This window comes from Pseudorhizobium tarimense, from assembly GCF_022968135.1.
GTDB lineage: Bacteria > Pseudomonadota > Alphaproteobacteria > Rhizobiales > Rhizobiaceae > Neorhizobium > Neorhizobium tarimense.
Genome location: NZ_JALJRA010000019.1, coordinates 56,938 through 83,118, shown reverse-complemented (window position 1 = coordinate 83,118; position 26,181 = coordinate 56,938). Strand labels below are relative to the sequence as shown.

The following is a 26,181-nucleotide window of genomic DNA, read 5'->3' as shown; positions in this document are numbered from 1 at the left end:
CGAGGTGAACGCCATCGCCCTGCTCGCTCGTCTCGAGGTGAACGCCATCGCCCTGCTCGCTCAGGGAGCACCGACACAAGCTCGGATGCAGCGGGCTTATCAATCATTTGGCATTGAACGGCATCTGATCATAGGCTATGCGAAAGCCGGTGTTACTGGCTGCACTGTCAGCTGATAGGCCCATGCGCGCGGCAATCCGGTATCGATAGCAGTAGCTCTTGTGGCATAAGAAGGAGCCACCCTTGAGGACCTTGTCGCCGTGCTTCGCGGCATTTGCGTTCCGCAGCTTGGCCTGCCGAGACAAGGAACGGATGCGAAATGCGTCTGCAGACCACTCCCAAACGTTGCCAACAAGGTTGTAGAAGCCACTTTCAGTGGGTGCATAACTGCGCACCGGGGCTGTTCCCAGGAAACCGTCGGCAAGGGTGTTGTGGTACGGAAAGCGGCCTTGCCAGATATTGCAGAAAATATCCGTATCATTCGGCTCCTCGTCACCCCAAGGATAGCACCGTGACCGATTGCCACCACGAGCAGCATGCTCCCATTCTGCTTCGGTCGGGAGACGCCCGCCCACCCAGGCCGCGAACGCGACAGCGTCGTTCCACGAAACCTGCGTGACCGGATGGTCCAGTCGATCGTCGATGGAGCTGCCTGGTCCCTCTGGCATGGCCCAGAAGGCGCCATGCACGCGAGTCCACCATGGAGTCTCCGCAACATTTTGCGCGGCGAGTTTTTCTTCCGTCAGGAGGGGGCTAAACACAGCTGTACAGCCGTATTTCTCTGCTTCGGTCTGATAGCCCGTCGCTGCAACAAAATCAGCGAATCGCCTGTTTGTGACGGTTTCTATCTCTAAATAGAAGTCTGCAATATTTACCTTGCGCGCTGGGCCTTCACCGTCAGCAGCGATGACGGCCTCGTTGCTCCCGACGAAGCTCTCCCCTCCCTTAACCGCCACCACTTCGCCAGCCTTGCCATGCAGAGCGATCATCGAATCGGGCGTGACCGCTCTGCCGCCGCCTACTCGGCCAGCGGTGGAACAGCAACTGCTCATGATTGTCTTTCCCAAACTTGAATCATGAACCGTCTTCTACACTCCTTACCTGCCGCTCTCAAACAGCATCTCGAGATGAAACGTATGCGAACCGCCGCGCGGCGTTGGTAGGAGAGATCCGTTCCCCCTCAATTCCTCTCGGCTCAGGCGATTGTGGGTCGCGGGCTCGATGCAGAAAAGATTGATCCCTTCGCTGTCATTACGCAAGGTCTGCAGGAACGGCAGTTTTCTTCCGTCGTACTTCATCTGAAATCGCGGACCACCCTCTGACATAGCAGCTAGAACGACCTCCGCTACGGCCGCGCCTGAAGGACGCGTCCTGATACCATCGTGTCCCAGAGTGTGCCCTGTAACATCATCACCGTTGAGACTGAAGGCGCTGCCTGGTGTCACAAGGGGATAGCCTAGATTGACGTGGTACATTGCCATAACCGGCAAATCGCCTGCCAATACTGTCACCCGGTCGGAGACGACGAGCGAGCGACCACCGAGTGGAACATAGACATGCCTTTGCAGCCGGATTGTACCATAGTTGAGGTTGAACTGCGTCGCCTCCGCCTTGACCCTGAAGATGCCTTCGTCGCCGTCCCAGATCGTATCAGTAGCGATGATCCGGGCGGGCATGTGCATCATGTTTCCGTGCAGCGGGAAATGACGGTCCCCTTCCATTTCCGGCTGGCGAATATGGTCAAACCCGCAGGTCGCCATCAGGCCCGACAACGGGTTGTTTTCTCCCACTGCGAAGGGAGCCGACGTACCCATGGGGTTGATCCAGCCGAACGGGATATCGTCGCACCATACCTGACCAATGTCACAGCAGCGATCCGGCAGAAGATCAACGCGTAGGCCACCGCCACTGTCGATCTGCAGGAGACGGCTGCTGCGACCGGCTCCGTCTTCCACTGTCAGTTTCTTAAAGCCGGCCACATGCAAGAGGTCAGGAAAAACACGTCCGAGCTCTCGCTTTGTAAAAGACTGGCCAAACAACATCACCATATCGCTTCTTCCGTCTACGCCTTCTTCAATCAAGCAACACGTTCTCGCTGCTGCCGGCGTCGAACACGTGCCAGCGGTCAGCGATCGGCAGGATCGAGAGGACATCCCCTTGTGCGGGTGTCGTCTCAAGACCTTCGGGTACACGGACGCTGATGGACCCGAGATCAGATTGACCAAAGATGAAGATCTCGTGCCCCAGCCATTCAGTGACATTCACTGTGACCTGGAGTGCGCCAGGTGTGGTGTTCAGCACGATCGCGAAATGCTCGGGCCGCACCCCGACCATCACTGCGGTTCCGCTATGGCACGCGACGGAGAGTCTTGACTGCTGCCCGGCTGAAGCCGGCAGACGCATCCCACCAATGTGGAAATGCCCTTCCGCCATCTGCAGGCGCCCGGCCAGGAGGTTCATCTCCGGTGTGCCGATGAAGGTGGCGACAAAGGTGTTACGCGGGCGCAGATAAAGATCCTGTGGTGAACCGATCTGCTGCAGCTTGCCATCCTTCAGGAGGGCAATGCGGTCCGCCATCGTCATCGCTTCCACCTGGTCATGGGTGACGAAGATCGACGTTGCTTTAAGCCGCTCATGGAGACGGCGGATTTCGATCCGCGTCTGGGCACGCAACTTGGCATCGAGGTTCGACAGCGGCTCATCGAACAAGAATAGCTTCGGATTGCGCACGACGCAGCGTCCCATTGCAACGCGCTGGCGTTGGCCCCCAGAGAGCTGTCCCGGCTTGCGGTCCTCCAGGCCGCCAAGATCCAGCATCGCCACCGCTTCCCTTACACGCTGGTCGATGACGGCGGGATCCTCTCCGCGCATCCGCAGTGCAAATGACATGTTGTCACGAACGGTCATGTGCGGATAAAGCGCGTAGGACTGAAACACCATTGCCAGATCACGTGCCGATGGATCCAGATGCGTAATGTCCTGACCATCAACAAGAATCTTTCCGGAGGTGGTTTCTTCCAACCCGGCAATCATCTTGAGGAGCGTCGATTTACCACTGCCCGAAGGACCGACGAGGACAAGAAATTCACCGGAATTGATCTCGAAGTCGACGCCGGGAATAACCTCCACTGCGCCATAGGATTTCGCGACTTTCTGAAGTTCTAAATGTGCCATGAACTATCCTATTTGACTGCGCCGGCCAGCAGGCCACGCACGACGAAACGCTGCCCGAACATGATGAATGCCAGCGCTGGGAGCATGGAGAGCATAGATGCTGCCGCCATCTGGCCGTAGAGGATCTGGTGCTCTTGCGCGAACGTCGCGATGGCAACGGGGGCAGTCATCGTGTCCTTGTTGGAGAGGTTGAGAGCGACTGCAAAGTCGCTCCATGCGGAAATGAAAGTCAAAGCGCCGGCGGCTGCCATGCCACCCAGTGACAGCGGAAGGATCAGGTGGCGGAATACTTGTGGGTAGGTGCAGCCATCGAGCCGAGCTGCCTGCACAAGCTCCTTCGGGATGTTCATGACAAAGCCGATCATGAGGAACAGGGCCATCGGCAGGCCCTGCACGACTTGCGCGAGGATGAGCGCAGTGTAAGTGCCATGCAGACCGACCTCGGTGAACATGACGTACCACGAGCCCACGAATGTCAGGGTCGGCAGCATGTGGAACACCAGCGCCCAGCCAAGCAGAATAAAGCTGACCCAGCGGGGCGGCTGAAGCCGGGCAAGCGTAAAGGCTGCGACGGTTGCGATGATCAGCACCAGCAGGGTGGAGACGACCGAGACGATGGCGCTATTCCACAGATTCCAGAGAAAGTGTGACTGCCGGGAATTGATGATTTGATGGTAGTTAGCGAGGGTGATAGGGGCGATCGTCGTCCCCATCAAAATGTCGATCTGCCGCTTGAATGAGTTTGAAAGTATCCAAACCATCGGTCCAAGGATGATCAGAGCATAACCCCAGGCGAGCAGGTTCCCACCCATGCCTCCGAGTTTTTGTCTGGCACTCATGCCTCAGCCCTCAGTTTGCGACGTCGACGGACAACGGTGTTGGCGAAAACGATCATTCCGGCCACCCCAGCGATGGTCACCAGCGACATGGCAGATCCCATCCCGACCCGGTCCTGGGCGAAGAAGACGCGGTTGATGGAGAAGTTGATGACCTCCGTAGCCGTTCCTGGCCCGCCACCAGTCAGCAGGTAGATCTCATCGAAGACCTTGAACGACAAGATCATCCGAAATGCCAAGGTGATAAGGATGGTGGGCATCATCAGTGGGATCGTGATGTAGCGTAATTCCTGCCAACGGTTCTTCACGTCCAGTTTCGCGGCATCGAATACCTCTTGATCGAGCGATTCTAAACCGGCGAGCGTCAACAGGAAGACGAAGGGCGTCCAATGCCAGACGTCCACGATGATGACCGACATCAGCGCAAACCTCGGGTCGCCGAGCCAATCTACCTGTGGCAGCCCAACGAGACTGAAGAGGAAATTGACCATGCCAAAGTCCCGGCCGAGCAGAAGCCGCCACATCGCCCCGATGACGATCGGCGGAATAACGATCGGCAGTAGAAAGATTGCTGTCAGCAGGCCTCGCCCGAGCTTGGAAGCTCTGCGAACCGCAAGTGCCATGGTAAAGCCGAAGATCATCTGCAGCGTGACCGCGCAGACGGCAAATACGGTCGTATTGCGAACCCCCGCCCAATAGACCGGCTCGCCCGTGAAGAGCTCCTGAAAGTTTTGAAGGCCGACAAAATTCACGACCGCGGCGCCCGAAACCCAATCGACATCAGCGAGACTGAGATAGGCAAGATTAAAAACAGGCCATATCGAAAGAGCGGCCAGTATGATGATCGCGGGAGCAAGCGAGCCAATTCTCCACCAGAGATTAGCACGCTCTATTCTGGCCGCGTCCAAGGGGCGTGTTGCCATCGATCGTCACTCCATGAGGAAGGTATCCAGGGCACGATCCCGGATACCTTCCAGCTCACAGCATCTTGGGAGGTGTGAGTTTGTAACCTGCGGCCGTAAGGACATCGTGTGCCTCCTGGGCCGCGCCGTTGAGGGCTTCCTTCGCGGAAATCTCGCCGATCAGCGCGCGGTTGAGGTAGAGCGATATCACCTCTTTCATCCGCACACCTTCTTTCATCGGCGTATTCATCTGGGCCACATCCGCATTCTCGGAGAAGGCCTTGATGAAGCGGTAGTTCGGATCGCCCGCCAACGCAGTGTCGGCCAGATCGCTTCTGATCGGAATACCCCCTGCTTCGACGTAAGCAACCTGAGTTTCCTTCTCGAGGAACCACTTTAGGAACTTCATCGCAGCTTGCTGATTAGCCTCGGGAATATTCTTCGGGATCCCCGCCATCCACTGCCCGGCGACCGATGCGTGCTTGCCTTCGGGACCGGCTGGTAGAAGAGCTGTTTCGATCGTATCTGTTACGATGGACTTGTTGGGATCCTGCAAATCAGCGACTGCGGCGATAACTGCTGTGCCTTGGGCAGCCTTGCCAGTGGCCAGCAACTGGATGAGTTCGGCCTGCTCCAGCGCACCCGGATTCCCGGTCCCATATTCCTTGTTCAGCTTGATGAAGGTTTCCAGTGCCTGGAGCCCCTGCAGGTTATTCAGTGTGATCGAATAGTCGCCCTGTTGCGGGTCTGCGAAATAGCTGCCGCCAAAGCTGAAGAGCATCGGCGAGAAGTCAAAAAGGATCGACTCGCGTGTTCCTCGTGCGACAAAGCCGTATGTTTCCGGCGGGTTATGCAGGGCTTTGGCGTTCGCGATCAGATCATCCCAAGTCTTTGGCACCTGCAGACCGGCGTCTTCGTAAAGGTCGCTCCGGTAATAAAGCACCAGAACGTTGCCATTCGTAGGAACGCCGTAGAGCTCGCCGTTAGGGTCGAAACTGTTCTTCTCGGCGCTCCAATAGGCCGAGCCACCGAAATCTACTACACCCTTCGGCAGAGCAAAGCTTGCGTCGATTTCCTTCAGCGGCTTGAGAAAACCGCCAGCATACATCTCGGCGAGGCTCTGGGCGTTGATGTTGATGATGTCGTAAGACCCGGTCTCGGCACGCACCGAGTTGCGCGTCTTGTCTACCATGCCACCGAAGGGGGGCACATCAAGCTGAAACTTTGTGCCGGTTTCCGCCTGATATTCATCCACCAATGAGACGAAAGCATTCAACCAGGGCGACTGGCTAATCAAAACGCGCAACGTACCGGCGTCCTGTGCGACGGCCGAACTTGCGAGGCACGCGGCCACCGATAAACCCGCCAATAGCCTCGCCACCGTGCCCTTCGTGTATTTCCCGAACGTTTTTTCAGACATTTTCATTCCTCCCTAGATTGAATTGTCGTTTAAGACGGGCTCAGGCCCATCCAATTGAAGAACTCCGGCGTCGCTGTATGCTGGATGAGAATCTCCAATATCGCTTTTGTGAGGCGGCTTTCCACTTCGGGCGCGTCAAGGGGATTGAGCTGACCGGGATCAGCGATGTTGTCGTAAAGCGCTGTTCGAAAGCTCTTGAAATGAGTGCGGTCGCCGCCTGGCGGCCGTCGCGCGTCGTTGAGCGCGCTTATTCTCAGGACCGGCAGGCCTTTGGTGAAGGATAGAGGCGGATGCAACTCTGCCGTCTTCAGCTCATCAAGGGCAAAGAAGCTGTGAAGGTGTGTCGGCATCAGCGTGTATTCGCTGAGGCTCTCATCGTCCAAATCGGGCGGATAAAGGAAGCAGGTATACTGGCCGTCCGTCGCGCCGATGGCTCCGCCGAACATGCCAAAGATGACAGCCCGTTCCTCGTCTTCGCGATCTGCAAGTTCAAGTACGGAGGTGCCTCGCACCTCAGGTGGGATATGTTGACCAAACAAGCTCAGGATCGTAGGCATCAGATCTGGGGTCTGGGTCAGTGCGCTGGTGCGCGTGCCCTTTCGTGCGCCCAAGTCAGGGTGATGCACGATCAGCGGGATGTGCGAGATTTCTTCGTAGTAAGGCATGACGTTCTTGGCCCACCAGTCGTGCTCAGACAGGAGATAGCCATGGTCCGTCGTCAGAATGAGACAGGTGTCGTCCCACAGATTGTGGGCGTCGAAGTAGTCTAGAAGCTTGCCAAAATACTCGTCGCACATTGATACCAGCGCAGCATAATTGGCGCGGATTTCAGCGATCTCATCAGGGCTTTCGGAGACTGGGGCGTATTTTGGCCAATCAATGATAGGGCCATCGTAGTTTGTTTTCAGTTTGTCGCGGAAGCGCGTCGGCGTGTAGAACGGTTCGTGTGGATCGAAGCATTCCAGATGCAGCATCCAGTTGTCGGCCTCGCGATTGTTGTCGAGGAAGTCGAACGCCCGCTCGAAACACTGAACCGCCGGGAAATCCTTTTCCTTCTTGATGAATTGTCGGTTGATCTGGTGCTGCAACCGGTTTGCCTGACCGGGTCCATTGTAATGCTTGCCGGAGTAGTCCCGCCGAAACTGTTCAAGCGGCGGCTTAACCAGCGCCTTCCAGGTGTCATATTCCTGGCCCCGAACAAAGTCCCAGGTCGAGTAACGGGAGTGATAGGTCGCGCCGCCATCCTCGAAGTAATGGAAATGATCCGTCACGAGGTGTGTGTAGACGCCAGCGTTCTTCAAAAGTTCCGGCATCGAGTTGTCGAAAGGCTCGAGCGGTCCCCAGGAGCGATGCATGAAGCTGAGGCGCCCAGTGTGAAGGTCGCGGCGCGCGGGCATGCAAGGCAAGCTTCCGACGTAGTGGTTGTCGAATGTCAGCGAACGCGTTGCGAACCGATCAAAGTTGGGGGTTGGAACCGCAGCACCCCCGTAACAACCCATGGCAAGCCTGTTCAACGAGTCAAACAGCACAAAAACGACGCGCATCAGAGATCCTCCCAACGGCAAACTAGCCTCATCGCCTTACTTGCGCTAATACCTCTCAGCGTCACGTCGATAACCGGGAGATATCGGGTTGGCCATGCACCACATATGGCGGCTTCACCATTTTCTGAGCGTTGCTGAACAGGGTAGCTTTCATGCGGCAGCGCGCGCGATCAACGTCAGCCAGCCAGCTTTGACGAAGTCCATCCGTCTACTTGAGCAGGATCTAGGCTGTGCTTTGTTCGTGCGAATGTCGAGCGGTGTCCGCCTGACGGAGGCGGGAGAACTTTTCAAACAGCGCGCCCGCGAGATTGAAGCGGCATGGAATTCTTCTTTGGTTGAACTGAAAGTGCAGACCAAGGGTTTGGGCGGCGAGATGCGGATTGGTGGCGGGCCCGTCTATTCGGCAGTCTATTTCCCGAGCATGCTGGCGGAGCTTAGATCCAGTTTCCCAAACTTGCGCGTGTCGGTCTCGACCGGGGTCGGGGGCGATCTCCTACCACTTCTCGAGCGGGGCGATATCAGAGCCTACGCTGGCGGCATCCCGACAGAAGTCGATGGTCTTGGACGCGATTTTGTAACCGACATCCTTTACCATCAAGGTAACTCGCTGTTCGTTTCGCACCAGCACCCTTTGTTCGACGAAGCCGAAATCACTCCTGAAAAACTTTTATCCTATCCGTGGCTGAGCTTGTTCAGCGGGGGACTGGCAAATGCCAAGATCGACCGTTTCTTCGAAGCGAATGGACTGCCGGCACCCCAACTGGCGCTTCAGTCTCACTCGCTGCAGATCGCCCTGAAAATGCTGGTAGAACATAATTTTATTGCCTGCATGCCGGTACCCTTGGCCAAGAGCTACTCAACGCTCCAACTGCGCGAAATCAATCTCGAGGGCTTCCACTGGAGCATACCTACGGGCATAACCTACCATCGATCTTCAGCAGGTTTTCCGCCGATCAAAGCCATGCGGGAGTACTTGAAGCGCGCCACTCCGTTCGGCGCACCTGGCCTGAACATCCCGCCTTCAACAGAGCAAACAAAGAACTAGCCTCACCCCACAGCTGTCGATGCAGACTGCTGAATTTCGCAATGATGACGCGGGAGGAAGTGGCCAGTTGTGCTTGAGAGGCCTAGCATACACCTGGCCTTCGAATTCTCGACGAGAGCGCTTCAAGGAAGAGCTGCGACTTCCTTGCCTGCTCCAGATGGCCTGGACGATCTTACGGTAGAGTAGACAATTGCCACGAGCAGGACCAGATCGATGAGTAGGATCAGAGCGCTTATGGGACGCTCGACGAAAATCATCAAGCCATCTTGGGAAAGAAGCAGGGAACGGCGCAGGTTACTCTCCATGGTGCTTCCCAGGATCATGCCGATGATGAGCGGCGCCAGAGGATAGCCAGCACGCCGCATAATATAGCCTATGAGGCCGAAGGCGAGCATGACCCAAAGATCGAAGACGGAGCTTTGCAGGGCATAGGTGCCAAGGGTAGACAAGAGGAGGACTGCGGGGAGGAGCCACGCTTTTCGGACTATCAAAACGGATCCGAACACAGGGGCAAGCAGCGTGCCCAGGAGAAGCAGGATCGCGTTGCCCATCAGGTAAGCGATGAAGATACCGCCGGCGACGTCGGGATGGTCACGGAAAAGATCCGGACCCGGGAAAAAACCGAGCAGGATCAACGCACCCATCAGGACCGCCGTAGAGGCGTCTCCCGGTATTCCAAGCGACAAGGTTGGGATCAGGGCGCCGCCACAGCAGGCATTGTTCGCCGCCTCGGTCGCCACGACGCCGCCTTCGGCACCTTCTCCGTATTTCTCTTCCGCGCGCGCGAGCTTCTTTGCAGTGGCATAAGAGATGAAGGCGCTGACATCGCCGCCGGCGCCTGGAATGGCCCCGAAGAAGGTTCCGATCATAGAGGAGCGGAAGAGATTGACCTTGTGACGCGCCAGGATCTTCAGCGCCGAGAATGTCACCTTGAGCCGTTGCACATTTGGTCGTGCCAGCAGATTACCGGTCTGGATCTGAAAGAACACCTCGGACAGGGCAAACAACCCGACCACGACGGCCACCAGGTGCGGCCCGCTGGAAAGCCGAAAGCTATCGAGCGTGAAACGATAAGCATTGGTGAACTCATCCGTTCCAATCATCGAGAGAAACAGGCCAAGCCCACCTGCGAGCAGACCCTTCAAGGCTGAACCTTCCGAGACCAGCGCGATGGTCAAGACGCCGAGTACAGCCATGGCGAAGTATTCGGGAGGTGCGAAACGAAGGGCGAATTTCGCCAGGAGCGGGGACAGGAACACCAGCACGAGCCCGCCAACAAGGCCGCCCACGGCTGAGGATGTCATGGCCAGGCCCACCGCATCTTGCGCACGTCCCTTCTGGGCCATCGGAAAGCCGTCGAACAGAGTTGCTGCGGCAAGCGGCGTGCCTGGTACTCGCAACAGGATCGCCGATATCGATCCGCCCGCCGAGCCCCCGATATAGATGGCGATCAGCATTCCCATGGCAGGGATGGGAGGCAAATGGAACGCCAGAGGCAGGAGCAACACGATCCCCATCAGGGGGCCAAGACCGGGCAGCACCCCGATGATCAGACCGCCCAGAATTCCGAGCGTCGTGAGGGTCAACGCATGCAGGTTGAAGGAGAGCGATGCCCCCGCATACAGCAGATCAAGCATACGAGCCTCAGCTAAAAAGCGCCAGGTTGAACATCCCGACGGGAAGAACGACGTTCAGCAGCCCCTCAAAGACGAAGGAGCAGACGAGCCAAAGCACCAGCGCTCCGAAAACGGCTCTCATCCACGACAGGCCGAGGCTTCGCATCATGATGGCGCACAGGAGCGGCGTCAGGATGTGGAAGCCAATGCTGGGCAATCCGATCAGATACAACATGAAGAGCACCGTCACAGCCAGTGCACGAGGGGTGTCCAGCTGTTGCTCCTCCTGAGGTGGATTCGTGCGCCTGAAGAGTATGCGGACGAACTGGACGATGACGACCAGGATCATCAGGCTGGCTATGACCAGAGGATAGAGCGCGGCGTTCTCCAGTGGCCCGCCACTCGCCGCACCCTGTTCTTCCAGCGAGGTGGCTGCCTGCCAGAAGATGAATGCGGGGATTGCGGCGAACATCACCCAGGCGGCCCATTCAAACCCATACTTATCGCGTCGAAACACCGCCACCTCCGTCGTGCGAACGGCGTGCTGGCGAACGCCAGGCACGCCCTCTCATGTTACTTGGTTGACTTCAGCTTGTCCTTTTCCCACGCAATCGCGTCGATCCCTGACTTCAGATCTGCGGCGACGGGAGCGACGACTTCCTTGTATTTGTCAGGTCCGTAGCCAAGGGGGACATAGCCCATGTCCAGGAGCTTCTGCTTGACCTCGTCGCGAGCAACGGCCTTTCCCATAGAGTCCTGCAGCTTCGCGGCGACATCGGCGGGTGTGTCCTTATGGATCAACCACCAGTTCCAACCCATGGGGGCAAGCCCAGTCATACCCAGATCCACGTCAAAGCTTCCGACAAGCGGCGCTCCACCGTAGGTCTTGGATGCATCCTCAAGATCTGAGAGAACGGCCAGTACCCGTAGCTCGTCCTTGTTCGTCGTGTAGACGCCGGGGTTGATCACAACGAAATCGAGGATTCCGCCACGTAGATCCTTCACGGCGTTGTCAATCTCCGGATACGGCACGACCTGAGCCACCACATCGGAGGTCTGCATGACCTTGGCCGCCACCATGTGAGGAAGAGCGTCGGTCACGCCGGGCGAATAGCGGAGCTTTCCCGGGTTGTCCTTGGCATGCGCAATCAGCGCGCGGAAGTCGGCGAAGCGGTCATCATCCTTGCGCACGGCGATCGCGAAGCTGTTGGATGTCGCCGCCCAAAGCGGCGTGAAGTCGTTATACGTCCAGTCGGCCTTGCCCAGCATCGGCTGCAGCACCAGTGGCGCCACATAGCCGTCGATGATGGTGTAGCCGTCTGCAGGTTTGTCCAGTGCCGTCAAGAAGGCCTTGGTGCCCGCCGCCCCCGGGGTGGAGACGACGGAGACGTTCACGCCAAGCTCCTGCCCCATCGCATCTGCTATGATCTGGCTGGCCGACATCGTGGCGCCCGGCCCCCACGGATAGATGTTTTCGATATTCCTCTCGGGGAATTCGGCGTGAACGCTGCTACTGGCCAGCCATACGGCTGTCGCCAGCACGAAAAGTCTCTTCATGTTTTCCTCCCATGGGTTCGGACTCTATTTCGTACCAGTTGAAAACTTCCGGCGGCGTATCGTGAGCCTCAAGCACGCGGATCATCGCATCGTAGAGATGCTGCATCACCTGTGGCTCATCGACAGGCTGGGTTTGACGGGGGTCGCAGACAAGGTCAAACAGGCGTGTCCCCAGATCCGCAAAACCTTTGCCGTCATTGTTGGGAACCCGCTTGGCATCCTTCAGGGCATCTATGGCGAGAAGCGGAATACCCTTGGTGAAATCGAACGGCGGCACGAGCCGTGCCGTCTTCAGCTCTTCGACAGTGAAGGGTGCCGTCATGTGAGCGGGTGCGAGCGTGTATTCGACCAGGCCTTGCCTGGTGACGTCGGGCGGGTAGTGATACAAGACCCAGCGCCCATCGGTCACTCCGATCGGGCCGGAAAAGACTCCGAACACGGCTGCGTCCCGAACCGGGGCGTCCCGCTCCAGTAGCGGCAAAAGGCTCTTCGCCGTCACCTCCCCTGGTGGCTCCAGACCGAATATCTGGAGGAAGGTCGGCATCAGGTCCATCGTCTGGGTCAAGCTGCTTCGACGGCTGCCTGCCTGCCCGGCATAGGCAGGGTGGTGGATGATGAGCGGGATATGCGACACCTCTTCGTAGTAGGGCATCCGGCACTTGCCCCACCAGCCATGCTCCGACAGCAGGAAACCATGATCCGTCGAGAGCACGATACAGGTGTCTTTCCACATGTCGTGCTCGTCGAGGTAATCGAGCAGCCGCCCGAAATAATCATCGCACATCGCCACCAATGCCGCATAGTTGGCGCGGACCTCGGCAATGTCTTCCGGGCTCTCGACGACGCGATCATAGTGCGGCCAATCGAGAATACGACCGAGATGTCCGGTCTCGTATGCCTTCTTGAAGCGGTCCGGAGCATGGAACGGCTCGTGAGGATCGAAACATTCCAACATCAAGAACCAGTTGTCTGCGCCCCTGTTCTTATCGAGGAAATCAAATGCAGACGCGAAGCAACGCGGACCGGGGAAGTCTTCCTCCCTGACGATCTGCTGGCGGTTTATGGCGTGCTGCAGGCGCTTGTCACGCTTCGTCGTGCTATAGTGGCGCTCGTCGAACTGGGCCTTGATCCGCTCCAGGGGGGGCTCGACCATGGCGACCCACGGATCGTATTCCTGGCCGCGGATAAAGTCATAGCTTGAAAAGCGCGTGTGGAAGCCGTGACCGCCGTCCTCGAAATAATGAAGATGATCCGAAATCAGATGCGTATAGACGCCGTGGTCTTTCAGGATCTGGGCAAACGAGTTGTCATAGGGCTCCAACGGGCCCCAGGATCGATGCGTAAAATTCAGCCTGCCCGCGTGCAAATCCCTTCTTGCCGGCATACACGGGAGCGAGCCGACATAGTGGCTGTCGAACGTCACCCCTCTCGACGCAAAGCGATCGAAATTCGGTGTCTTTACCGTCTCGCTGCCATAGGCACCCATGGCGCTACGATTGAGGGAATCGAAAAGGACAAAAATGGTGCGCATAAATTCCTCCTGGGCGAGGACATTGCGGTGCGAATGTGATAAAGAAAAATTCCTTTTGGTTGATCTCTGATAACTCTGGGTAATTAAATGCGCCTGTTGGTCTCGCGACATCTGGAGAACTTCCTGGCTCTTTATGAAGCTGGAAATATGCATGTGGCGGCCGACAAGAAGGGTGTGACGCAGCCCGCCCTGACAAAAAGCCTAAAGCTCCTCGAGGAGGATCTGGGCGTCGAGCTCTTCAGGAGGGGTCCAAGGGGCCTAGACCCAACGGATGCGGCGATCAGGCTCTATCGACATGCGCGTGCGATCGATCAGGAAGCGCGTTTTGCTTCCCTGGACATCAAAGAGCTACACGCAAACCTTCGCGGGATGATGAGGATCGGGGTCGGTCCGGTTGTCGCGGTCAGCGTTTTTCCTGGCGCACTGATGCAGCTCCACAACCACCTGCCCACCATGGAGATCAGCGTCGAGACCGGGATCTCCGATCACCTTTTGCAATCTCTGTCCAAGAGGAATATCGACGTGGTCGTGGCCGCGCGTCCGGACATGCCACTGGACGAGGAATTCAGCAGCCTGCCGATCCACAAGAGTGACATGCTGGTCATCTGCCGGAAAGATCACCCGCTGCTTTTTGAGCACGCCGTAACGCGACAAACGCTGAGCGCCTTCAGGCGCGTGGGCTTTGTCGAGGACAAGGAATTTGAACGCAGGGCTCAGAGCTGTTTTGGGGCCTTGAACTCTTTTCAGTTGAAGCCCGTGCTCCAAACGACCTCACTCACGATCATGTTCGGCGTACTCGCAAACTCGGACTACTACGCGATCGTCAGCGACATGATCGTGGCACGGGCTCGCCGTGAAGGACTTGATGCCGTACGAACAAGCGAAGCGCTGTGGCAGCTAGACATCGAGTTGATCTGCAAGACCTCGTTGATCAACTCGAGACCCGTGGCGCTGCTCCGGCAGTGTTTACAACAGCCAAGTGGCTTATGAAGCCGGCAACAACATTCGTCATCCCGATGCGTCTTCCCCCCACTAATCGTCTCTTGAGGTGATCGTCCGGATGCTGCCGCTCCTTGCAAAGGCTCATGAACGGCAGCATAAACCCTCAGGCACCCTTGCGCAGGCTTGCCAGCACGGCGGCAGTATCATGCTCAGGTACATCGCCGATATCGGCTTGCTTGGCATCCAGTTTGGCGAGCATTTCGGCAAAAACCTCTGCATAGGCAGGATCACCAGCGACGTTCTTCAGTTCCATCGGGTCCTTCTCACAATCGAACAGTTCCCATTCCGGCGGAGCTTCGTTAGGACGCGCGCCCGCCTGCCCCAGATCCTTATTGTACCAGTAGATCAGCTTGTAGCGCGGGTCGCGCACGCCGTAATGCGCCCACGCCTCGTGGATCTCGTCATTATGCATCCAGTAGCGGTGATAGGCGACCTGATCCCAGTCAGCTGGTGTATTCCCCCGCAGAACCTCTCGCATGGATACGCCTTGCATATAGCTTGGTATCGCAATACCGGCCCAGTCTAGGAAGGTGGGTGCGAAATCGACGTTGGAAGAAATGTCCCTCGATACACCGCCTGGCGGGATCTCTGCCGGATAGCGGCAGAGGAAGGGCATCTGATAGCTTTCTTCGTACATGAAGCGCTTGTCGAACCAGCCATGCTCTCCCAGAAAGAAGCCCTGGTCTGACGTGTAGACGACGACGGTATTCTCGGTAAGTCCGAGTTCGTCCAGAGTATCGAGCATGCGACCGACGCCGTCATCAATTGCCTGCACCGTACGCAGGTAACGCGACATGTAGCGCTGGTACTTGAATTCCGCAAAGGGTTTGGGATCGTGGAAGGTCAGCCTGTCACCGGTCTCCGCGCAGGTAACCGTGATCGTTTCGCCGTCCTGAAGCTCGGGGATCTTGCGCATCTGCCAATAGTCGACGAGGAGATCCCCAGCAATTTCGGATCCGCCTTCCGGTTGCACAAGGCCGAGATCATCATAGAGCATGTCGGACCGGACCCGCATCTTGGCGGCGGCGGCGGCAGCGGCACGATTGGAATAGTCGTCATCGAACGTAGGAGGCAGCGGGATCGAGCCAGGCGCGTGGATGTCCTTGTAGCGCGGATGATACTGCCAGTTGCGGTGCGGCGCCTTGTGATGGCACATCAGGAAGAATGGCTGGTCCTTGTGACGTTCGATGAAGTCAATCGACATGTCGGTGATGATATCAGTCGCATAGCCGGTGACCCGACGATAACCATCCGGAAAATGGAAGGCCGGGTCCCAATAGTCCCCCTGCCCCGGCACGACAGCCCATTCGTCAAACCCTCTCGGCTCGTGCGCCTTGCCTTCACCCAGATGCCACTTGCCGAAGATCGCGGTCGAGTAGCCACTGGCCTGTAGCGACTTCGCGACGTTGGGGAGGCGGTTGTCGATGTGCGTTTCCAGCGTCGTCACGCAATTTACATGGTTATGTGTGCCACAAAGAGTTGCCGCGCGTGACGGCGTGCAGATCGAATTGGTCACGTAGGTCGCGTCATGTCGAATCCCTTCCTTGGCCAGGCGGTCGAGGTTCGGCGTGTGGTTGATGCCTGCCCCGTAGGCAGAGATCGCGCGCGAGGCGTGGTCGTCGGACATGATGAAGATGATGTTGGGGCGTTTCATTCTAAGTCCTTTGCCTGAAAAGCCGAGGCCGCCGGCGCTAGCGGCCTCGTTGAAGTTGTCACTCGGCGTAGAGGCTGCCCAGATAGAACTCCGATGCGGGCAGTGGCTTCTCGATCTTGCCGAAATCGGCATAGAGACCGGCCAGAGTGTCGAACCAGTTGGCCACCTTTCCCTCGCGGGTCAGCTCCTCCAGTTCCGTACTCGAAGGCAGACGGGCAAGGCTGGATTCTGCCATGAGCGGCTCCTGCGGCACGTTGAGAAAGGACGCGGTGATCTCGACTGACTCTTCCGGGTTGTCGCGGCGGAAGTCGATCGCCTCCTTGATCACGGCATTGACCTTCTTGATGACCTCCGCGTCATCGGCCTTTTCATCGCTGACGATGAAGCTGGACGGAAAGGCAATATCCGGAAAGAAGTCCTCGTTCGAACTCAGTTCCTTGAGCTCCGGAACGCGCTTCTTGATGACGTCGACAAATGGGTACCAAATGCCGGCCGCATCGACCTGCCCCGAAGCAAAGGCCGTCACCACGGTCGATGGATCCATCGGAACGACTTCGATGTCGGCGAGGGTCATTCCGGCTTTCTCCAGCGCCAGGCGAAGAAGCATGTCGCCGGAAGTGCCTTCGGGGACGCCAACCTTCTTGCCCTTGAGATCCGCGATGCTCTCGATGCCCGGCTGCGCAATCACCCGATCGGTATAGCCTAGCGCGTTGACAGCAATGACCTTGGCCTGACCGCTGGCCGGAAGCCACAACGCGCCTGGGCCAATATAGGCGAAGTCCAATGAGCCTGCATTGAGCGCCTGGACCTGGATCGGACCATTGGTGAAGACCTTGAGGTCGGCCTCAAGACCATGCTTGGCCCAAAGTCCTTCTTCGGTCGCAATCGCTGCAACGCTGGTTCCGAAGTAGTCGGCGATATATCCCATCCTGATCGTGTCGACGTCTGCTGCCCGTGCCGCCCCGGAAACGGCGACAAGCGACGCTGCAGCGAAGAACATGATTTTCTTCAACATGAATGATCCTCCTCCTGGTTGTTCATGTGGTGATGCCCTACTGGTCGTAGACTGCCCGCCAGACCCGATTTCGGATCGCAGCGAATTCGCGTGACAGCCGAATTTCCTCGTTGCGTGGAAACGGCAGATCAACGTCGATGATCTCCTGCAAACGCCCCGGCCGGGCGGCAAGAACGACGACGCGGTGTGCGATATAGACGGCTTCATCGACGTCATGGGTAATGAACATCACCGTGCGTTTGTCCTTGGCCCAGGTCTCCAGAAGTTGGTCCTGCAGCTTGACCCTCGTCAGTGCGTCAAGCGCACCGAACGGCTCGTCCATCAAGAGAACACTCGGATCGACTGCATAGGCCCTTGCGATGGCGCAACGCTGCTTCATGCCTCCCGACAACGTCTTCGGATAAGCGTCAGCGAACTCCTTGAGCCCGACGAGTTCCAGATAGTGCAGAGCACGCTTACGGCGTTCCTCCCGTCCCATGCCCTGCAGCTTAAGGCCGAACTCGACGTTCTTGAGCACTGTCAGCCACGGGAACAGCGCATATTGCTGAAAAATCACGCCCCGATCCGGCCCCGGACCCTTGACCGAATTGCCGGAGACGCGGCACTGACCGGCAGATGCGTCGATCAAGCCCGCCACGATGTTCATTGCGGTGGATTTTCCGCAGCCGGAAGGTCCGACGACGGTGATAATCTCGCCGTCGGCGATGTCGAGAGAAAGGTCGTTCAGCGCGATGAATGACTTGAGGCCATCGCCGAACTTCTTGGAGACATGCTGGAACGATATCTTTGGTTGAAGCTCAGTCATGATAGACCCTCTCCTGCCAATGCGTCAGGCGTTGTTCGGCACGCACAACGATCCGGTCCATGATGAGGCCCAGGATCCCAATGGCGATGAGACTGACGAAAATGGTGGGCAGATCGTAATAGAGCTGGGCCTGCTGCATCCGAAACCCGAGGCCCGATTGTGCGGCAATCAGTTCGGCCGCAACGACTGTTGCCCAGGCCGAGCCAAGGCCAATCCGGAACCCAACGAGAATGAATGGCGTGGATGCCGGTATGATCACGCGCGCGAAGATCACCCTGTCATTTGCACCCAGAACCCGAGCGGCGTTGATGAAGGTGCGATCGACGCTGATGACGCCTTGATAGGTCGCCACCACCGACGAGAGGAAAGCCGCCAGAAAAATCACAAAGATCTTCGGCTTCTCGTCGATGCCGAGCGTGACGATGGCAAGCGGGATAATAGCAAGCGGCGGGATCACGCGAAAGAACTGGATCCACGGATCGATCACCGCCCGGGCGATCCTGTACCAGCCCATGAGAAAACCCACGGGCACGGCGATCAATGAGCCAAAAAGAAAGCCAATCAAGACACGGCGCAGCGAGGCAAACATATCCAGCCAAAGCTGGCCGGAGAATGCGAGCTCGATCATGCGCATCAGCACAGTCCATGGGCTCGGTAGCACAGAAAGGCCCGAAACCGTCGCGAGCCACCACAGCCCTATGCCGCATGCGAAAGACAGGATCCCCCAAAGAAATCTTTCCGGGCGAAGCAGGTTCTCCTTGCTTCTTTCGGTCAGGTCGTCGTCAACTGCGATACTCATCCATTCCTCCTCCCCCTCGCCGAACCTGCGCACGCGCTCCTTGGCGAACGACGTTGCGCGCCGAGGACGGCGGCCCGTTCAAATACAGAAATTGCTCCAGCGCCACGCAGGCAGCACCGAGGACGCCGACCGGTTCGGCGAGACTCGTCCGCTCGACCATCAGCTTGATGCGCTGCTGCGGCATGACCCTCAAAGGCAGATCCTTGCGCAGTGCCTCCAGGAACACGTCCGGTGCATGACTGAAATCGCCGCCAAGGACGATACGCTCTGGGCCCAGAAGGGTCACCGCCGTAGATAGCGCCTGCAGGAAATACTCGTAGAGTTTAGGCCATTTGGCAGAACGCATCGCAGCACCGAGCAGCGCCGCACGGGGCAGATCTGGATCACCAGCAGCATCGCGGAGCGGCTCCTCGGAGAAGAAGGGTTCCAAGCAGCCACGGCCGCCGCAACGACAGGGGCCGCCTCCTGGCTCCACCACCACATGCCCGATCTCGACGGCATTGCGCCGCTCGATTCCGTTCGTCTGTACGAAACCGGCACCGATGCCCTTGCCAAGAAGTAAGTAAAGAATGCTGTCAGCGGCACGCCCGCTTCCATAGCAGGCTTCGGCCATGGCCATCGCGGTCGCGTTGTGCTCAAGCACGACCGGAAGATCGAGGGCATCCTCAAAGGCGTCGGCAAACGCGATACCGCGCCATCCCGTCAGGACAGAATGGGCATTCACTCTTCGGGCTGGGTCGACGCTTCCCGGAATTCCGACACCTGCGCCAAGAATGGCCCTTCGCGCGACCTTGCTATCGTTCAGGACATCGCGTGCGAGATTGGAGACACGAGCAATCAAGCTGTCAACCGGCTCGCCAAGATCAAAGGTCATGCTGCGGGTGCCAGCAAGATTGAGTGCCAGATCCGACAGCCCAACATGAACCTCACCGGCTCCGAGATGGATCCCTAGAACCCACCTCGCATCCGTGCAAATCTCTACCGTGATCGGAGGGCGCCCGACGCTTGCAATACCCAGAAGCTGACGCTCCCTGAGAAGACCCTCTTTCATCAATTGGGCGGTGATTTTGGTCACACCTGCAGACGATATTCCGGTGACACGCGCGAGCTCAGCGCGAGACATAGCCCCTTCGTTCCGCAGCCCGGTCAGTACCTCTCCGCTTCCGTTTGCCACGACACCACATCCTTAGTTTTCTTACTTAGTAAATATATCCGACCGGGCGTCAAGTGCCTTTGGTTCGCACACTCATAGTCCTCTCCTGCCGTATCCTGTTCACCACGATCCGTGACCCGGGGGCAGATGGAAGGCGCCTGCGACCTATCAATCTAAATTGCACGACTTCACTGCTCTTGAACAGAACCGAAGCGTCGACCCCCTAATTCGCACTGCAAGAAGATATTCAATTCCCTTGATCTCGAAAAGTCTTACCACTGGTGTGACGGGTTTTTTGACGAGACTTACGGTAAGCCGCGATAGTAAAAGGGGGGGTCGCTATCCGGCCCCCCATCTGCCTCGCCTCCACTGTGTTCAAACGCGCTCGACCTTCGGGAAATCGAGCGTCGTGCCAACGATGTTGTTGACGCTGTTGGTCAGGATATTGATTGCGACATGCGCCACTGTTTCCAGGATTTCCGCATCCGACAAACCGTAGGAGCGGGCCGTCTCCAGGGCCGGAGCCGAGGCTTGCCCATGCGTCGCGTTGACGGCAAGTGCCAGATCAAGGACAGCCTGGATCTTCGCATCGGACGTGCGGCCGCTCTGTGCTGAGGCGCGGTCTTCTGCCGAAACACCGACGGCGCGGGCAGCACCGGTATGAGCGGCAAGGCAGTAATCACAGCCATTGGCAGCGGCGACCGCAATGGCAATCTGCTCCTGCGCCTGCGGGCTTAGCACGCCATCATGCAAAAAGCGCTTGCTGCCGGTATAAACATCCAGCGCGGCCGGAGCATGCGCGAGAACGCGGAAGAGGTTGGGCACCTTTCCCATGGATGCCTTTTCTCCGGCAAAAACCTCGGCAACATGTGGTGTGACTTCGTCATCAGACAGAGTGGCAATAGCAGACATGATCATTCTCCTTGGGCCATTTTTGGTCAGTTGATGAGGTTGAGGATTCGGCGTCCGGTTGCTGCCGGATCAGCCTTCGAGAAACTGCTCGATATCGCGGGCAAAGCCCTCGATGTCCTGGAAGAGGAAAGCGTGACCAGCACCCGGATACAGTATGAGCTTGGCATCGGGTGCCTGCTGTGCAAGCACATAAGAGCGATAGGCCGGGATCATCACATCAAGCGCGCCGTTGGCGACCAACATCGGCAGTCGCAATTCGCCGTCCCGATGCAGGACGCCTGACCAGGCTGGGATCGCCTTCACCTGTGCCATCAGCGCCGGCGCCGATGTTGCCGGCCCGCGGTCAGCTTGCGACTTGATACGGGCGAGCGAGGCTCGACCCTCCGCAGTGGCGCATTCGCTTGGGGGATAGAACAGGAAGAGAAAATCATCTTCATCATTCTCGCTCTTTGTCATTACCTGCGGTACCCGCGGATGCTGCTGCGGGCCGTCGGCGACAGGCCCTGGGCTCGAGCCCGCAACGATCAGGCGGCGGATCAGATGGGGAAAGTCGAGCGCGAACTGCTGGGCAACGACCGCACCAAGCGACCAACCCAGCAGATCGACCTGAGACAGGCCCAACAGCGAGACTACTTCGGCCGCAACCGCCGCCATGCCCCCAATCGTGTGCGGCACAGTGCCTTGCGAACGACCGATGCCGGCACTATCGAAGCGGATAACACGGCGGTCACGGAACACTGCCGCGATAAAGGCCGGATCCCAATCATCGATGGTGCCGCGAAAGCGCTGCAGGAGAAGAAGCGGAACACCTCCGTCCGGACCATCGAGCCGAATAGCGGGCCGGCCATGACTGCTCTCAATCCGGTCGATCTGCGTCGGGTGGTTCATGTCTGTTTCCTTTCATCAACCTCGTGGGCTTGTTGGTGAAAGGAAGATACGATCGAAAGGGAGTGTCTGAAATGATGGAGAAACGTCATTTCAGGACATGGGTAGTCAAGCTACAAGATCCTCATCCTCGACACCTTCGATCAGCTTCAGACTGCGGCGCAGACTTTGTGGCGGCTGGCCGAAAAAGCGCAGAAAGGCGCGGCGCATCCGGTCGCGGTCGGCAAAGCCGGTATCGCGAGCAACAATGTCGAGCGGGTGGCGCCCATCTTCCAGCATGGCCTTCGCCGCCTCCAGCCGGAGCCGCTCCACCGCCTTGGCGGGGGATTGCCCTGTCTCTTCGCGGAAGATGCGGCTGAACTGGCGTGGGCTGAGACTTGCGGCTTCCGCCAGTTCTTCCACCGTCAGTGGGTTGCGCAGATGCTCCTTGGCATAGACGAGAGCACGCCGCACCCGGTCCGAACGCGGTTCCAGTTCGAGAAGCGCGGAAAATTGCGACTGCCCTCCAGGCCGCCGGTGATACACCACCAGCTTGCGGGCGATAGACCGCGAGAGGTCGGCACCATGATCGTCTTCGATCAGTGCCAGCGTCAGATCAATAGCAGAACTCATGCCTGCTGACGTCCAGATCGAGCCGTCCTGGATGAAGATGCGATCGTCATCGACGTTAACGCTGGGAAACCGCTCCTGCAGGCTGCGCGCGTGAGCCCAGTGGGTGGTTGCGCTTTTTTCATCTAGAAGGCCGGCCTCGGCCAGAAGAAACGCGCCGGTGCAGACACCGGCCACCCTGCGGCTTTCACGACCCGCACGGGCGATATAGTCCCTCAACACGGGAGAGACGGGTTTCGGCAGCAACTCCCCGACGACCATCAGCGTATCCGGAAAATCTGCAAGCGGATGCGTCTCGATACAAATGCCAAGCGACGAGCGGATCGGCCCGCCCTTCTCCGACATGACAGTCAGGCGATACACCTCACTGCCGAGGGTCTCATTAGCAAATTCAAAGGCGGTCAAGGCCGCCATCCCCATCACCTGGAACCCATCCTCCATAATGAAGCCAATGTGGCGCATGCCCGCCTCCTTTGTCTCTTTTTGCTGTTTCTATATCGTTCCAGCCATGGACGTCCATAGTTAATCTCATTTCATCGAAGCACGGGACTGCCCGTCCCCATCCATCCTTGAAGGAGCCAACTATGAGCAACACCAACGGAACCGTTCTGATTACGGGCGCATCATCCGGAATCGGCGCCGTCTATGCCGATCGCTTTGCCCGCCGCGGCCACGATCTCATTCTGGTGGCGCGCAATCTCGCCCGGCTGACGGATGTCGCCAACGCCCTGACGCAGCGTTATGGCGTTTCCGTCCGGACCTTGGCTGCGAATCTTGGCACGGAAGACGGCTTGGCGGCTGTGGAAAGGGTCATTGCGCAGGACGACACCATCACGCATCTCGTCAACAATGCAGGTTTCGGAAGTGCCGCGCCTTTGGCGACTGCCGACGTTTCCGAGATGCAGGCCATGGTGGCCATCAATGTCACGGCGCCGATGCGTCTCACCTATGCCATCGTCCCGCTCTTCAGGCAGCGCGGCAAGGGTACCGTTGTCAACATCTCCTCCATTGTGGCGATCGGACCAGAAATCTTGAACGGCGTCTATGGCGGCACCAAGTCCTTCCTGCTGGCCTTCAGTCAGTCGCTTCGCAAGGAACTGCACGAGACAGGGATCACTGTTCAGGTTGTGCTTCCTGGCGCAACGGGAACCGAGTTTTGGGACATTGCCGGGCTTCCAGCAAGCAACCTCCCGCCAGAGTGGGTGATGTCGGCTGCGGATCTCGTCGATGCAGCGCTCATAGGCCTTGATCGCGGCGAATTCGCCACCATCCCCTCCCTCATGGAAGCCTCCGAGTGGGATCGCTGGGAGGATGCGCGGGCTACCATGTTGCCGCATCTGTCCAGTGCGCGCCCGGCAGACAGGTATACCACGCACGGCTAAGCCTCCTTTTGAAGACACTTTTGGGGGAATGGCCGGAGCCGGCCATCCCCCACCTTAGTCTGTGTCGGCGTAAGGTTCAGGCGATCGCGCCGCCGCCATCCACCCGGACATTGGAGCCGGTCGCGAATGGCGTCCTCATAAGGAACGTAACCGCATTTGCGATATGCTCAGGCTTACCGACGATCTTTGCCGGGAGGTTTTCCGACAAGCGGTTGAACATCGCCGCCCTTGTTTTGTCGTCCAAGCTCGACCACAGCGGCGTGTTGATCAGTCCGGGTGAGACGGTGTTGACGCACACCGGGGAGAATTCAAGGGCAAGACCGCGCGCCAGACCTTCAAGCGCTGCGTTGATCGCCCCCTGGAGAACGGAGGAAGCGGACGGCCGCTCACTCAGGAAGCCAGAGATAAAGGTCAGCGAGCCCCCTCCGCAATACCGGCAGCACGGGCAGCTCGATAGGCGCCCCAGAATTTGCTCTCCATTGCCGATTTTGCGTCATGGAGAGCAAGCTTGCGCAAAGGACCGGTTGGCGTTTGTGCTGCGGAGACCACCACGTGATCGAAAACGTCGTGTGAGGCGAAGAAGCTCTCAAGCGCCGCCTCATCCGCCGTATCCAGCACTGCGGTCTCGGTTCCGGGACCCAACTGCTGGGCGGCGGTCACCAGTTTATCCTCAGAGCGGGAGGCAATGGTGACATGAGCGTCGGCTGCAACGGCCGCCTCGGCAACGGCAAAGCCAATACCCGAACTGCCGCCGACGATGAGAACGCGAAGGTGATTGAGCGAGCTCATGGCTCTTCCTTTCTATGGGAAATTGAAGACGTTCGCGATGTCAGGCCAGTCGCTGCAGTCGATGCAAACGCAGCGGTTCGGCAAGCAAGTCATCCAGACGCTCGGCAAGCGACTCGAACGGTGCGCCGGCGGCATGGGCATTGAGAGCGGCATCATCCCGCCAGCTTTCCAGCATAACCGCCATGTCCGGATCATCGCGCTCGACGTGCAGGTCGTATCGCAGGCATCCGTCTTCCTTGCGGACTTCCGGCACTATGGCAGCCAATGCGTCAAAAAGGGCTGCGCGCTTTTCCGGCTTCGCCTTCAAGAACGCAACGAGTTCAATTTGGTCAGTGAGTGGCACACTCATGACAGTCATCCTTTCGTTCAAAGAAAGAAACTTGCTGGAAATGGAAGAGGCGGAAAGCTGCGTCGCACCTTCACTGCCTCGAACCTGGCTGCCTCAGGTGGTAAACCCTTCAAGCACCACCTTGCCCTTCGTCCTACCGCTTTCGAGGCCGGCATGGGCCTTGCGCAGATTGGCGGCGTTGATCGGCGACAAAACTTCGGTCACGGTGGTCCGGATATTGCCCTCGTCGGTGAGACGAGACACCTCGTTCAGCAGCCTACCCTGCTCGGCCATGTCGGCGGTCTCGAAGATCGAGCGCGTAAACATCAGCTCCCAATGGATGGAAACTGCCTTGCGCTTGAAGCCAAGCACATCGAGGTTGTCCGGATCATCGATCAATCCGAAACGGCCCTGCGGCGCGATGAGTTCGATGATTTCCTTCAGATGGCGATGGGTTTCCGTCGTCGAGAAGACAAAGGCTGGCGCGCCGATGCCGAGAGCTGCCACCTGTTCCGCGATCGGCTTGGAATGATTGATCACGTGATGGGCACCAAGCGTCTTCACCCAGTTTTGCGTTTCCGGCCGGGAGGCTGTGGCAATGACGGTGACATCGGTCAACGCTCGCACGAGCTGGATGGCAATCGAGCCGACCCCGCCAGCGCCGCCAATGATGACGATGGCATTTGCTACACCCGGCACGCGCGTGCCGATATCCAGTCGATCAAACAGCATTTCCCAGGCCGTGATGGCTGTCAAAGGCAAGGCTGCCGCCTCGGCGTCGGAGAGTGTCTTCGGCTTCAAGCCAACGATGCGTTCGTCGACAAGATGAAACTGGCTGTTGGCTCCGGGGCGGATTAGAGAGCCGGCGTAAAACACCTCATCGCCAATCTTGAAGTCCTTCGCTGCGGGTCCGGCTTCCACAACAGTACCGACCGCATCCCAGCCAAGCACCTTCCACTGTCCGGCTTCCGGACTGGCGCCCTTGCGAACTTTCGTATCGACCGGGTTGACCGAGATAGCCTTCACCTCGACGAGGATGTCCCGGCCCGTCGGAACCGGCCGGGGAAGCTCAATGTCCTGCAGCGCGTCTTCGCGTTCGATTGCGCCGGGCGTCCTGTAACCAATGGCCTTCATGATCTGCTCCTTCGATGATGATCGACTTCCTTGTCGATTGATGTGGAGCTAAAATGAGCTATTATCATTGAGACGCAATACGCACAAAGT

The 26,181-nt window shown here is 58.2% G+C and carries 24 protein-coding genes and 1 pseudogene; 3 read left to right on the top strand and 22 right to left on the bottom strand.

The window, feature by feature from the left end; genetic code table 11:
- Nucleotides 1–103: 103 nt before the first annotated feature.
- Genes MUU54_RS20315 through MUU54_RS20285 form a run of 7 tightly spaced genes read right to left on the bottom strand, consistent with a single transcriptional unit; the run spans nt 104 to nt 7,875 of the window.
- Nucleotides 104–1,051, bottom strand: a complete 948-nt coding sequence (locus MUU54_RS20315) for a formylglycine-generating enzyme family protein (protein ID WP_247245785.1) — start codon at nt 1,049–1,051, stop codon at nt 104–106.
- A gap of 45 nt (nt 1,052–1,096) precedes the next feature.
- Nucleotides 1,097–2,080, bottom strand: a complete 984-nt coding sequence (locus MUU54_RS20310; RefSeq protein ID WP_247245784.1) for a DUF4432 family protein — start codon at nt 2,078–2,080, stop codon at nt 1,097–1,099.
- A complete protein-coding gene (locus tag MUU54_RS20305; protein ID WP_247245783.1) occupies nt 2,073–3,173 on the bottom strand; it encodes an ABC transporter ATP-binding protein in 1,101 nt (366 codons plus the stop codon). Before MUU54_RS20305 ends, MUU54_RS20310 begins: the two co-directional genes overlap by 8 nt.
- Before the next feature lie 8 nt (nt 3,174–3,181).
- On the bottom strand, nt 3,182–4,012 hold the full coding sequence (locus tag MUU54_RS20300) for a carbohydrate ABC transporter permease (protein WP_247245782.1): 831 nt from the start codon (nt 4,010–4,012) through the stop codon (nt 3,182–3,184).
- On the bottom strand, nt 4,009–4,932 hold the full coding sequence (locus MUU54_RS20295; RefSeq protein WP_247245781.1) for a carbohydrate ABC transporter permease: 924 nt from the start codon (nt 4,930–4,932) through the stop codon (nt 4,009–4,011). The genes MUU54_RS20300 and MUU54_RS20295 overlap by 4 nt, the downstream gene beginning before the upstream one ends.
- A gap of 55 nt (nt 4,933–4,987) precedes the next feature.
- Nucleotides 4,988–6,331: an ABC transporter substrate-binding protein gene (locus MUU54_RS20290; RefSeq protein ID WP_247245780.1), complete on the bottom strand. Its 1,344-nt coding sequence runs from the start codon at nt 6,329–6,331 to the stop codon at nt 4,988–4,990.
- 29 nt (nt 6,332–6,360) lie between these two features.
- Nucleotides 6,361–7,875: a sulfatase gene (locus MUU54_RS20285; RefSeq protein ID WP_247245779.1), complete on the bottom strand. Its 1,515-nt coding sequence runs from the start codon at nt 7,873–7,875 to the stop codon at nt 6,361–6,363.
- Nucleotides 7,876–7,969: 94 nt separating this feature from the next.
- Here MUU54_RS20285 and MUU54_RS20280 point away from each other — a divergent pair, with 94 nt between their 5' ends.
- On the top strand, nt 7,970–8,920 hold the full coding sequence (locus MUU54_RS20280) for a LysR family transcriptional regulator (protein WP_247245795.1): 951 nt from the start codon (nt 7,970–7,972) through the stop codon (nt 8,918–8,920).
- A 122-nt stretch (nt 8,921–9,042) separates the two neighbouring features.
- Here the strand turns inward: MUU54_RS20280 and MUU54_RS20275 are convergent, their stop codons facing one another.
- Genes MUU54_RS20275 through MUU54_RS20260 form a run of 4 tightly spaced genes read right to left on the bottom strand, consistent with a single transcriptional unit; the run spans nt 9,043 to nt 13,624 of the window.
- On the bottom strand, nt 9,043–10,557 hold the full coding sequence (locus MUU54_RS20275; protein WP_247245778.1) for a tripartite tricarboxylate transporter permease: 1,515 nt from the start codon (nt 10,555–10,557) through the stop codon (nt 9,043–9,045).
- 7 nt (nt 10,558–10,564) lie between these two features.
- A complete protein-coding gene (locus tag MUU54_RS20270; protein ID WP_247245777.1) occupies nt 10,565–11,053 on the bottom strand; it encodes a tripartite tricarboxylate transporter TctB family protein in 489 nt (162 codons plus the stop codon).
- A 56-nt stretch (nt 11,054–11,109) separates the two neighbouring features.
- Complete coding sequence (locus MUU54_RS20265) at nt 11,110–12,093, bottom strand: Bug family tripartite tricarboxylate transporter substrate binding protein (protein ID WP_247245776.1); 984 nt, start codon at nt 12,091–12,093, stop codon at nt 11,110–11,112.
- Entirely contained in the window at nt 12,047–13,624 is a 1,578-nt protein-coding gene (locus MUU54_RS20260; protein WP_247245775.1) for a sulfatase, read from the bottom strand. Before MUU54_RS20260 ends, MUU54_RS20265 begins: the two co-directional genes overlap by 47 nt.
- Before the next feature lie 87 nt (nt 13,625–13,711).
- Between MUU54_RS20260 and MUU54_RS20255 the strand changes: the two genes are divergently transcribed.
- A complete protein-coding gene (locus MUU54_RS20255) occupies nt 13,712–14,614 on the top strand; it encodes a LysR family transcriptional regulator (protein WP_247245774.1) in 903 nt (300 codons plus the stop codon).
- 115 nt (nt 14,615–14,729) lie between these two features.
- Here the strand turns inward: MUU54_RS20255 and MUU54_RS20250 are convergent, their stop codons facing one another.
- The 8 genes from MUU54_RS20250 to MUU54_RS20215 form a co-directional block, all read right to left on the bottom strand.
- A complete protein-coding gene (locus MUU54_RS20250; RefSeq protein WP_247245773.1) occupies nt 14,730–16,280 on the bottom strand; it encodes a sulfatase family protein in 1,551 nt (516 codons plus the stop codon).
- A 58-nt stretch (nt 16,281–16,338) separates the two neighbouring features.
- The gene (locus tag MUU54_RS20245; protein WP_376742221.1) at nt 16,339–17,292 is read right to left on the bottom strand and encodes an aliphatic sulfonate ABC transporter substrate-binding protein; all 954 of its coding nucleotides are present in this window, start codon (nt 17,290–17,292) and stop codon (nt 16,339–16,341) included.
- A gap of 40 nt (nt 17,293–17,332) precedes the next feature.
- Entirely contained in the window at nt 17,333–18,100 is a 768-nt protein-coding gene (locus tag MUU54_RS20240) for an ABC transporter ATP-binding protein (RefSeq protein WP_247245772.1), read from the bottom strand.
- Nucleotides 18,093–18,899 (bottom strand): ABC transporter permease, encoded by an 807-nt coding sequence (locus MUU54_RS20235; RefSeq protein WP_247245771.1) that lies wholly within the window; start codon nt 18,897–18,899, stop codon nt 18,093–18,095. Before MUU54_RS20235 ends, MUU54_RS20240 begins: the two co-directional genes overlap by 8 nt.
- Nucleotides 18,883–20,073, bottom strand: coding sequence for an ROK family transcriptional regulator (locus MUU54_RS20230; RefSeq protein ID WP_247245770.1), 1,191 nt, complete (start codon nt 20,071–20,073; stop codon nt 18,883–18,885). Before MUU54_RS20230 ends, MUU54_RS20235 begins: the two co-directional genes overlap by 17 nt.
- Before the next feature lie 354 nt (nt 20,074–20,427).
- Nucleotides 20,428–20,964: a carboxymuconolactone decarboxylase family protein gene (locus tag MUU54_RS20225; RefSeq protein WP_247245769.1), complete on the bottom strand. Its 537-nt coding sequence runs from the start codon at nt 20,962–20,964 to the stop codon at nt 20,428–20,430.
- Between the two features lie 69 nt (nt 20,965–21,033).
- A complete protein-coding gene (locus tag MUU54_RS20220) occupies nt 21,034–21,852 on the bottom strand; it encodes an alpha/beta fold hydrolase (RefSeq protein WP_247245768.1) in 819 nt (272 codons plus the stop codon).
- A 105-nt stretch (nt 21,853–21,957) separates the two neighbouring features.
- A complete protein-coding gene (locus MUU54_RS20215; protein ID WP_247245767.1) occupies nt 21,958–22,920 on the bottom strand; it encodes a GlxA family transcriptional regulator in 963 nt (320 codons plus the stop codon).
- Between the two features lie 122 nt (nt 22,921–23,042).
- On the opposite strand from MUU54_RS20215, the gene MUU54_RS20210 reads away from it, so the two are divergent.
- The gene (locus MUU54_RS20210) at nt 23,043–23,840 is read left to right on the top strand and encodes an SDR family NAD(P)-dependent oxidoreductase (protein ID WP_247245766.1); all 798 of its coding nucleotides are present in this window, start codon (nt 23,043–23,045) and stop codon (nt 23,838–23,840) included.
- Between the two features lie 76 nt (nt 23,841–23,916).
- On the opposite strand, the pseudogene MUU54_RS25255 reads toward MUU54_RS20210, so the two are convergent.
- The 3 genes and pseudogenes from MUU54_RS25255 to MUU54_RS20195 form a co-directional block, all read right to left on the bottom strand.
- A pseudogene (locus MUU54_RS25255) lies at nt 23,917–24,629 on the bottom strand (SDR family oxidoreductase).
- Nucleotides 24,630–24,669: 40 nt separating this feature from the next.
- Nucleotides 24,670–24,978 (bottom strand): putative quinol monooxygenase, encoded by a 309-nt coding sequence (locus MUU54_RS20200; RefSeq protein ID WP_247245765.1) that lies wholly within the window; start codon nt 24,976–24,978, stop codon nt 24,670–24,672.
- Nucleotides 24,979–25,071: 93 nt separating this feature from the next.
- A complete protein-coding gene (locus MUU54_RS20195; protein WP_247245764.1) occupies nt 25,072–26,091 on the bottom strand; it encodes a zinc-binding alcohol dehydrogenase family protein in 1,020 nt (339 codons plus the stop codon).
- Nucleotides 26,092–26,181 lie beyond the last annotated feature (90 nt).

Coding starts and splice junctions, on each gene's coding strand:
- MUU54_RS20210 (WP_247245766.1), top strand. CDS start 23,043: ATGAGCAACACCAACGGAACCGTTCTGATTACGGGCGCATCATCCGGA.
- MUU54_RS20200 (WP_247245765.1), bottom strand. CDS start 24,978: ATGAGTGTGCCACTCACTGACCAAATTGAACTCGTTGCGTTCTTGAAG.
- MUU54_RS20295 (WP_247245781.1), bottom strand. CDS start 4,932: ATGGCAACACGCCCCTTGGACGCGGCCAGAATAGAGCGTGCTAATCTC.
- MUU54_RS20285 (WP_247245779.1), bottom strand. CDS start 7,875: ATGCGCGTCGTTTTTGTGCTGTTTGACTCGTTGAACAGGCTTGCCATG.
- MUU54_RS20260 (WP_247245775.1), bottom strand. CDS start 13,624: ATGCGCACCATTTTTGTCCTTTTCGATTCCCTCAATCGTAGCGCCATG.
- MUU54_RS20265 (WP_247245776.1), bottom strand. CDS start 12,093: ATGAAGAGACTTTTCGTGCTGGCGACAGCCGTATGGCTGGCCAGTAGC.
- MUU54_RS20195 (WP_247245764.1), bottom strand. CDS start 26,091: ATGAAGGCCATTGGTTACAGGACGCCCGGCGCAATCGAACGCGAAGAC.
- MUU54_RS20240 (WP_247245772.1), bottom strand. CDS start 18,100: ATGACTGAGCTTCAACCAAAGATATCGTTCCAGCATGTCTCCAAGAAG.
- MUU54_RS20225 (WP_247245769.1), bottom strand. CDS start 20,964: ATGTCTGCTATTGCCACTCTGTCTGATGACGAAGTCACACCACATGTT.
- MUU54_RS20235 (WP_247245771.1), bottom strand. CDS start 18,899: ATGAGTATCGCAGTTGACGACGACCTGACCGAAAGAAGCAAGGAGAAC.
- MUU54_RS20250 (WP_247245773.1), bottom strand. CDS start 16,280: ATGAAACGCCCCAACATCATCTTCATCATGTCCGACGACCACGCCTCG.
- MUU54_RS20290 (WP_247245780.1), bottom strand. CDS start 6,331: ATGTCTGAAAAAACGTTCGGGAAATACACGAAGGGCACGGTGGCGAGG.
- MUU54_RS20255 (WP_247245774.1), top strand. CDS start 13,712: ATGCGCCTGTTGGTCTCGCGACATCTGGAGAACTTCCTGGCTCTTTAT.
- MUU54_RS20275 (WP_247245778.1), bottom strand. CDS start 10,557: ATGCTTGATCTGCTGTATGCGGGGGCATCGCTCTCCTTCAACCTGCAT.
- MUU54_RS20220 (WP_247245768.1), bottom strand. CDS start 21,852: ATGAACCACCCGACGCAGATCGACCGGATTGAGAGCAGTCATGGCCGG.
- MUU54_RS20315 (WP_247245785.1), bottom strand. CDS start 1,051: ATGAGCAGTTGCTGTTCCACCGCTGGCCGAGTAGGCGGCGGCAGAGCG.
- MUU54_RS20280 (WP_247245795.1), top strand. CDS start 7,970: ATGCACCACATATGGCGGCTTCACCATTTTCTGAGCGTTGCTGAACAG.
- MUU54_RS20215 (WP_247245767.1), bottom strand. CDS start 22,920: ATGCGCCACATTGGCTTCATTATGGAGGATGGGTTCCAGGTGATGGGG.
- MUU54_RS20305 (WP_247245783.1), bottom strand. CDS start 3,173: ATGGCACATTTAGAACTTCAGAAAGTCGCGAAATCCTATGGCGCAGTG.
- MUU54_RS20300 (WP_247245782.1), bottom strand. CDS start 4,012: ATGAGTGCCAGACAAAAACTCGGAGGCATGGGTGGGAACCTGCTCGCC.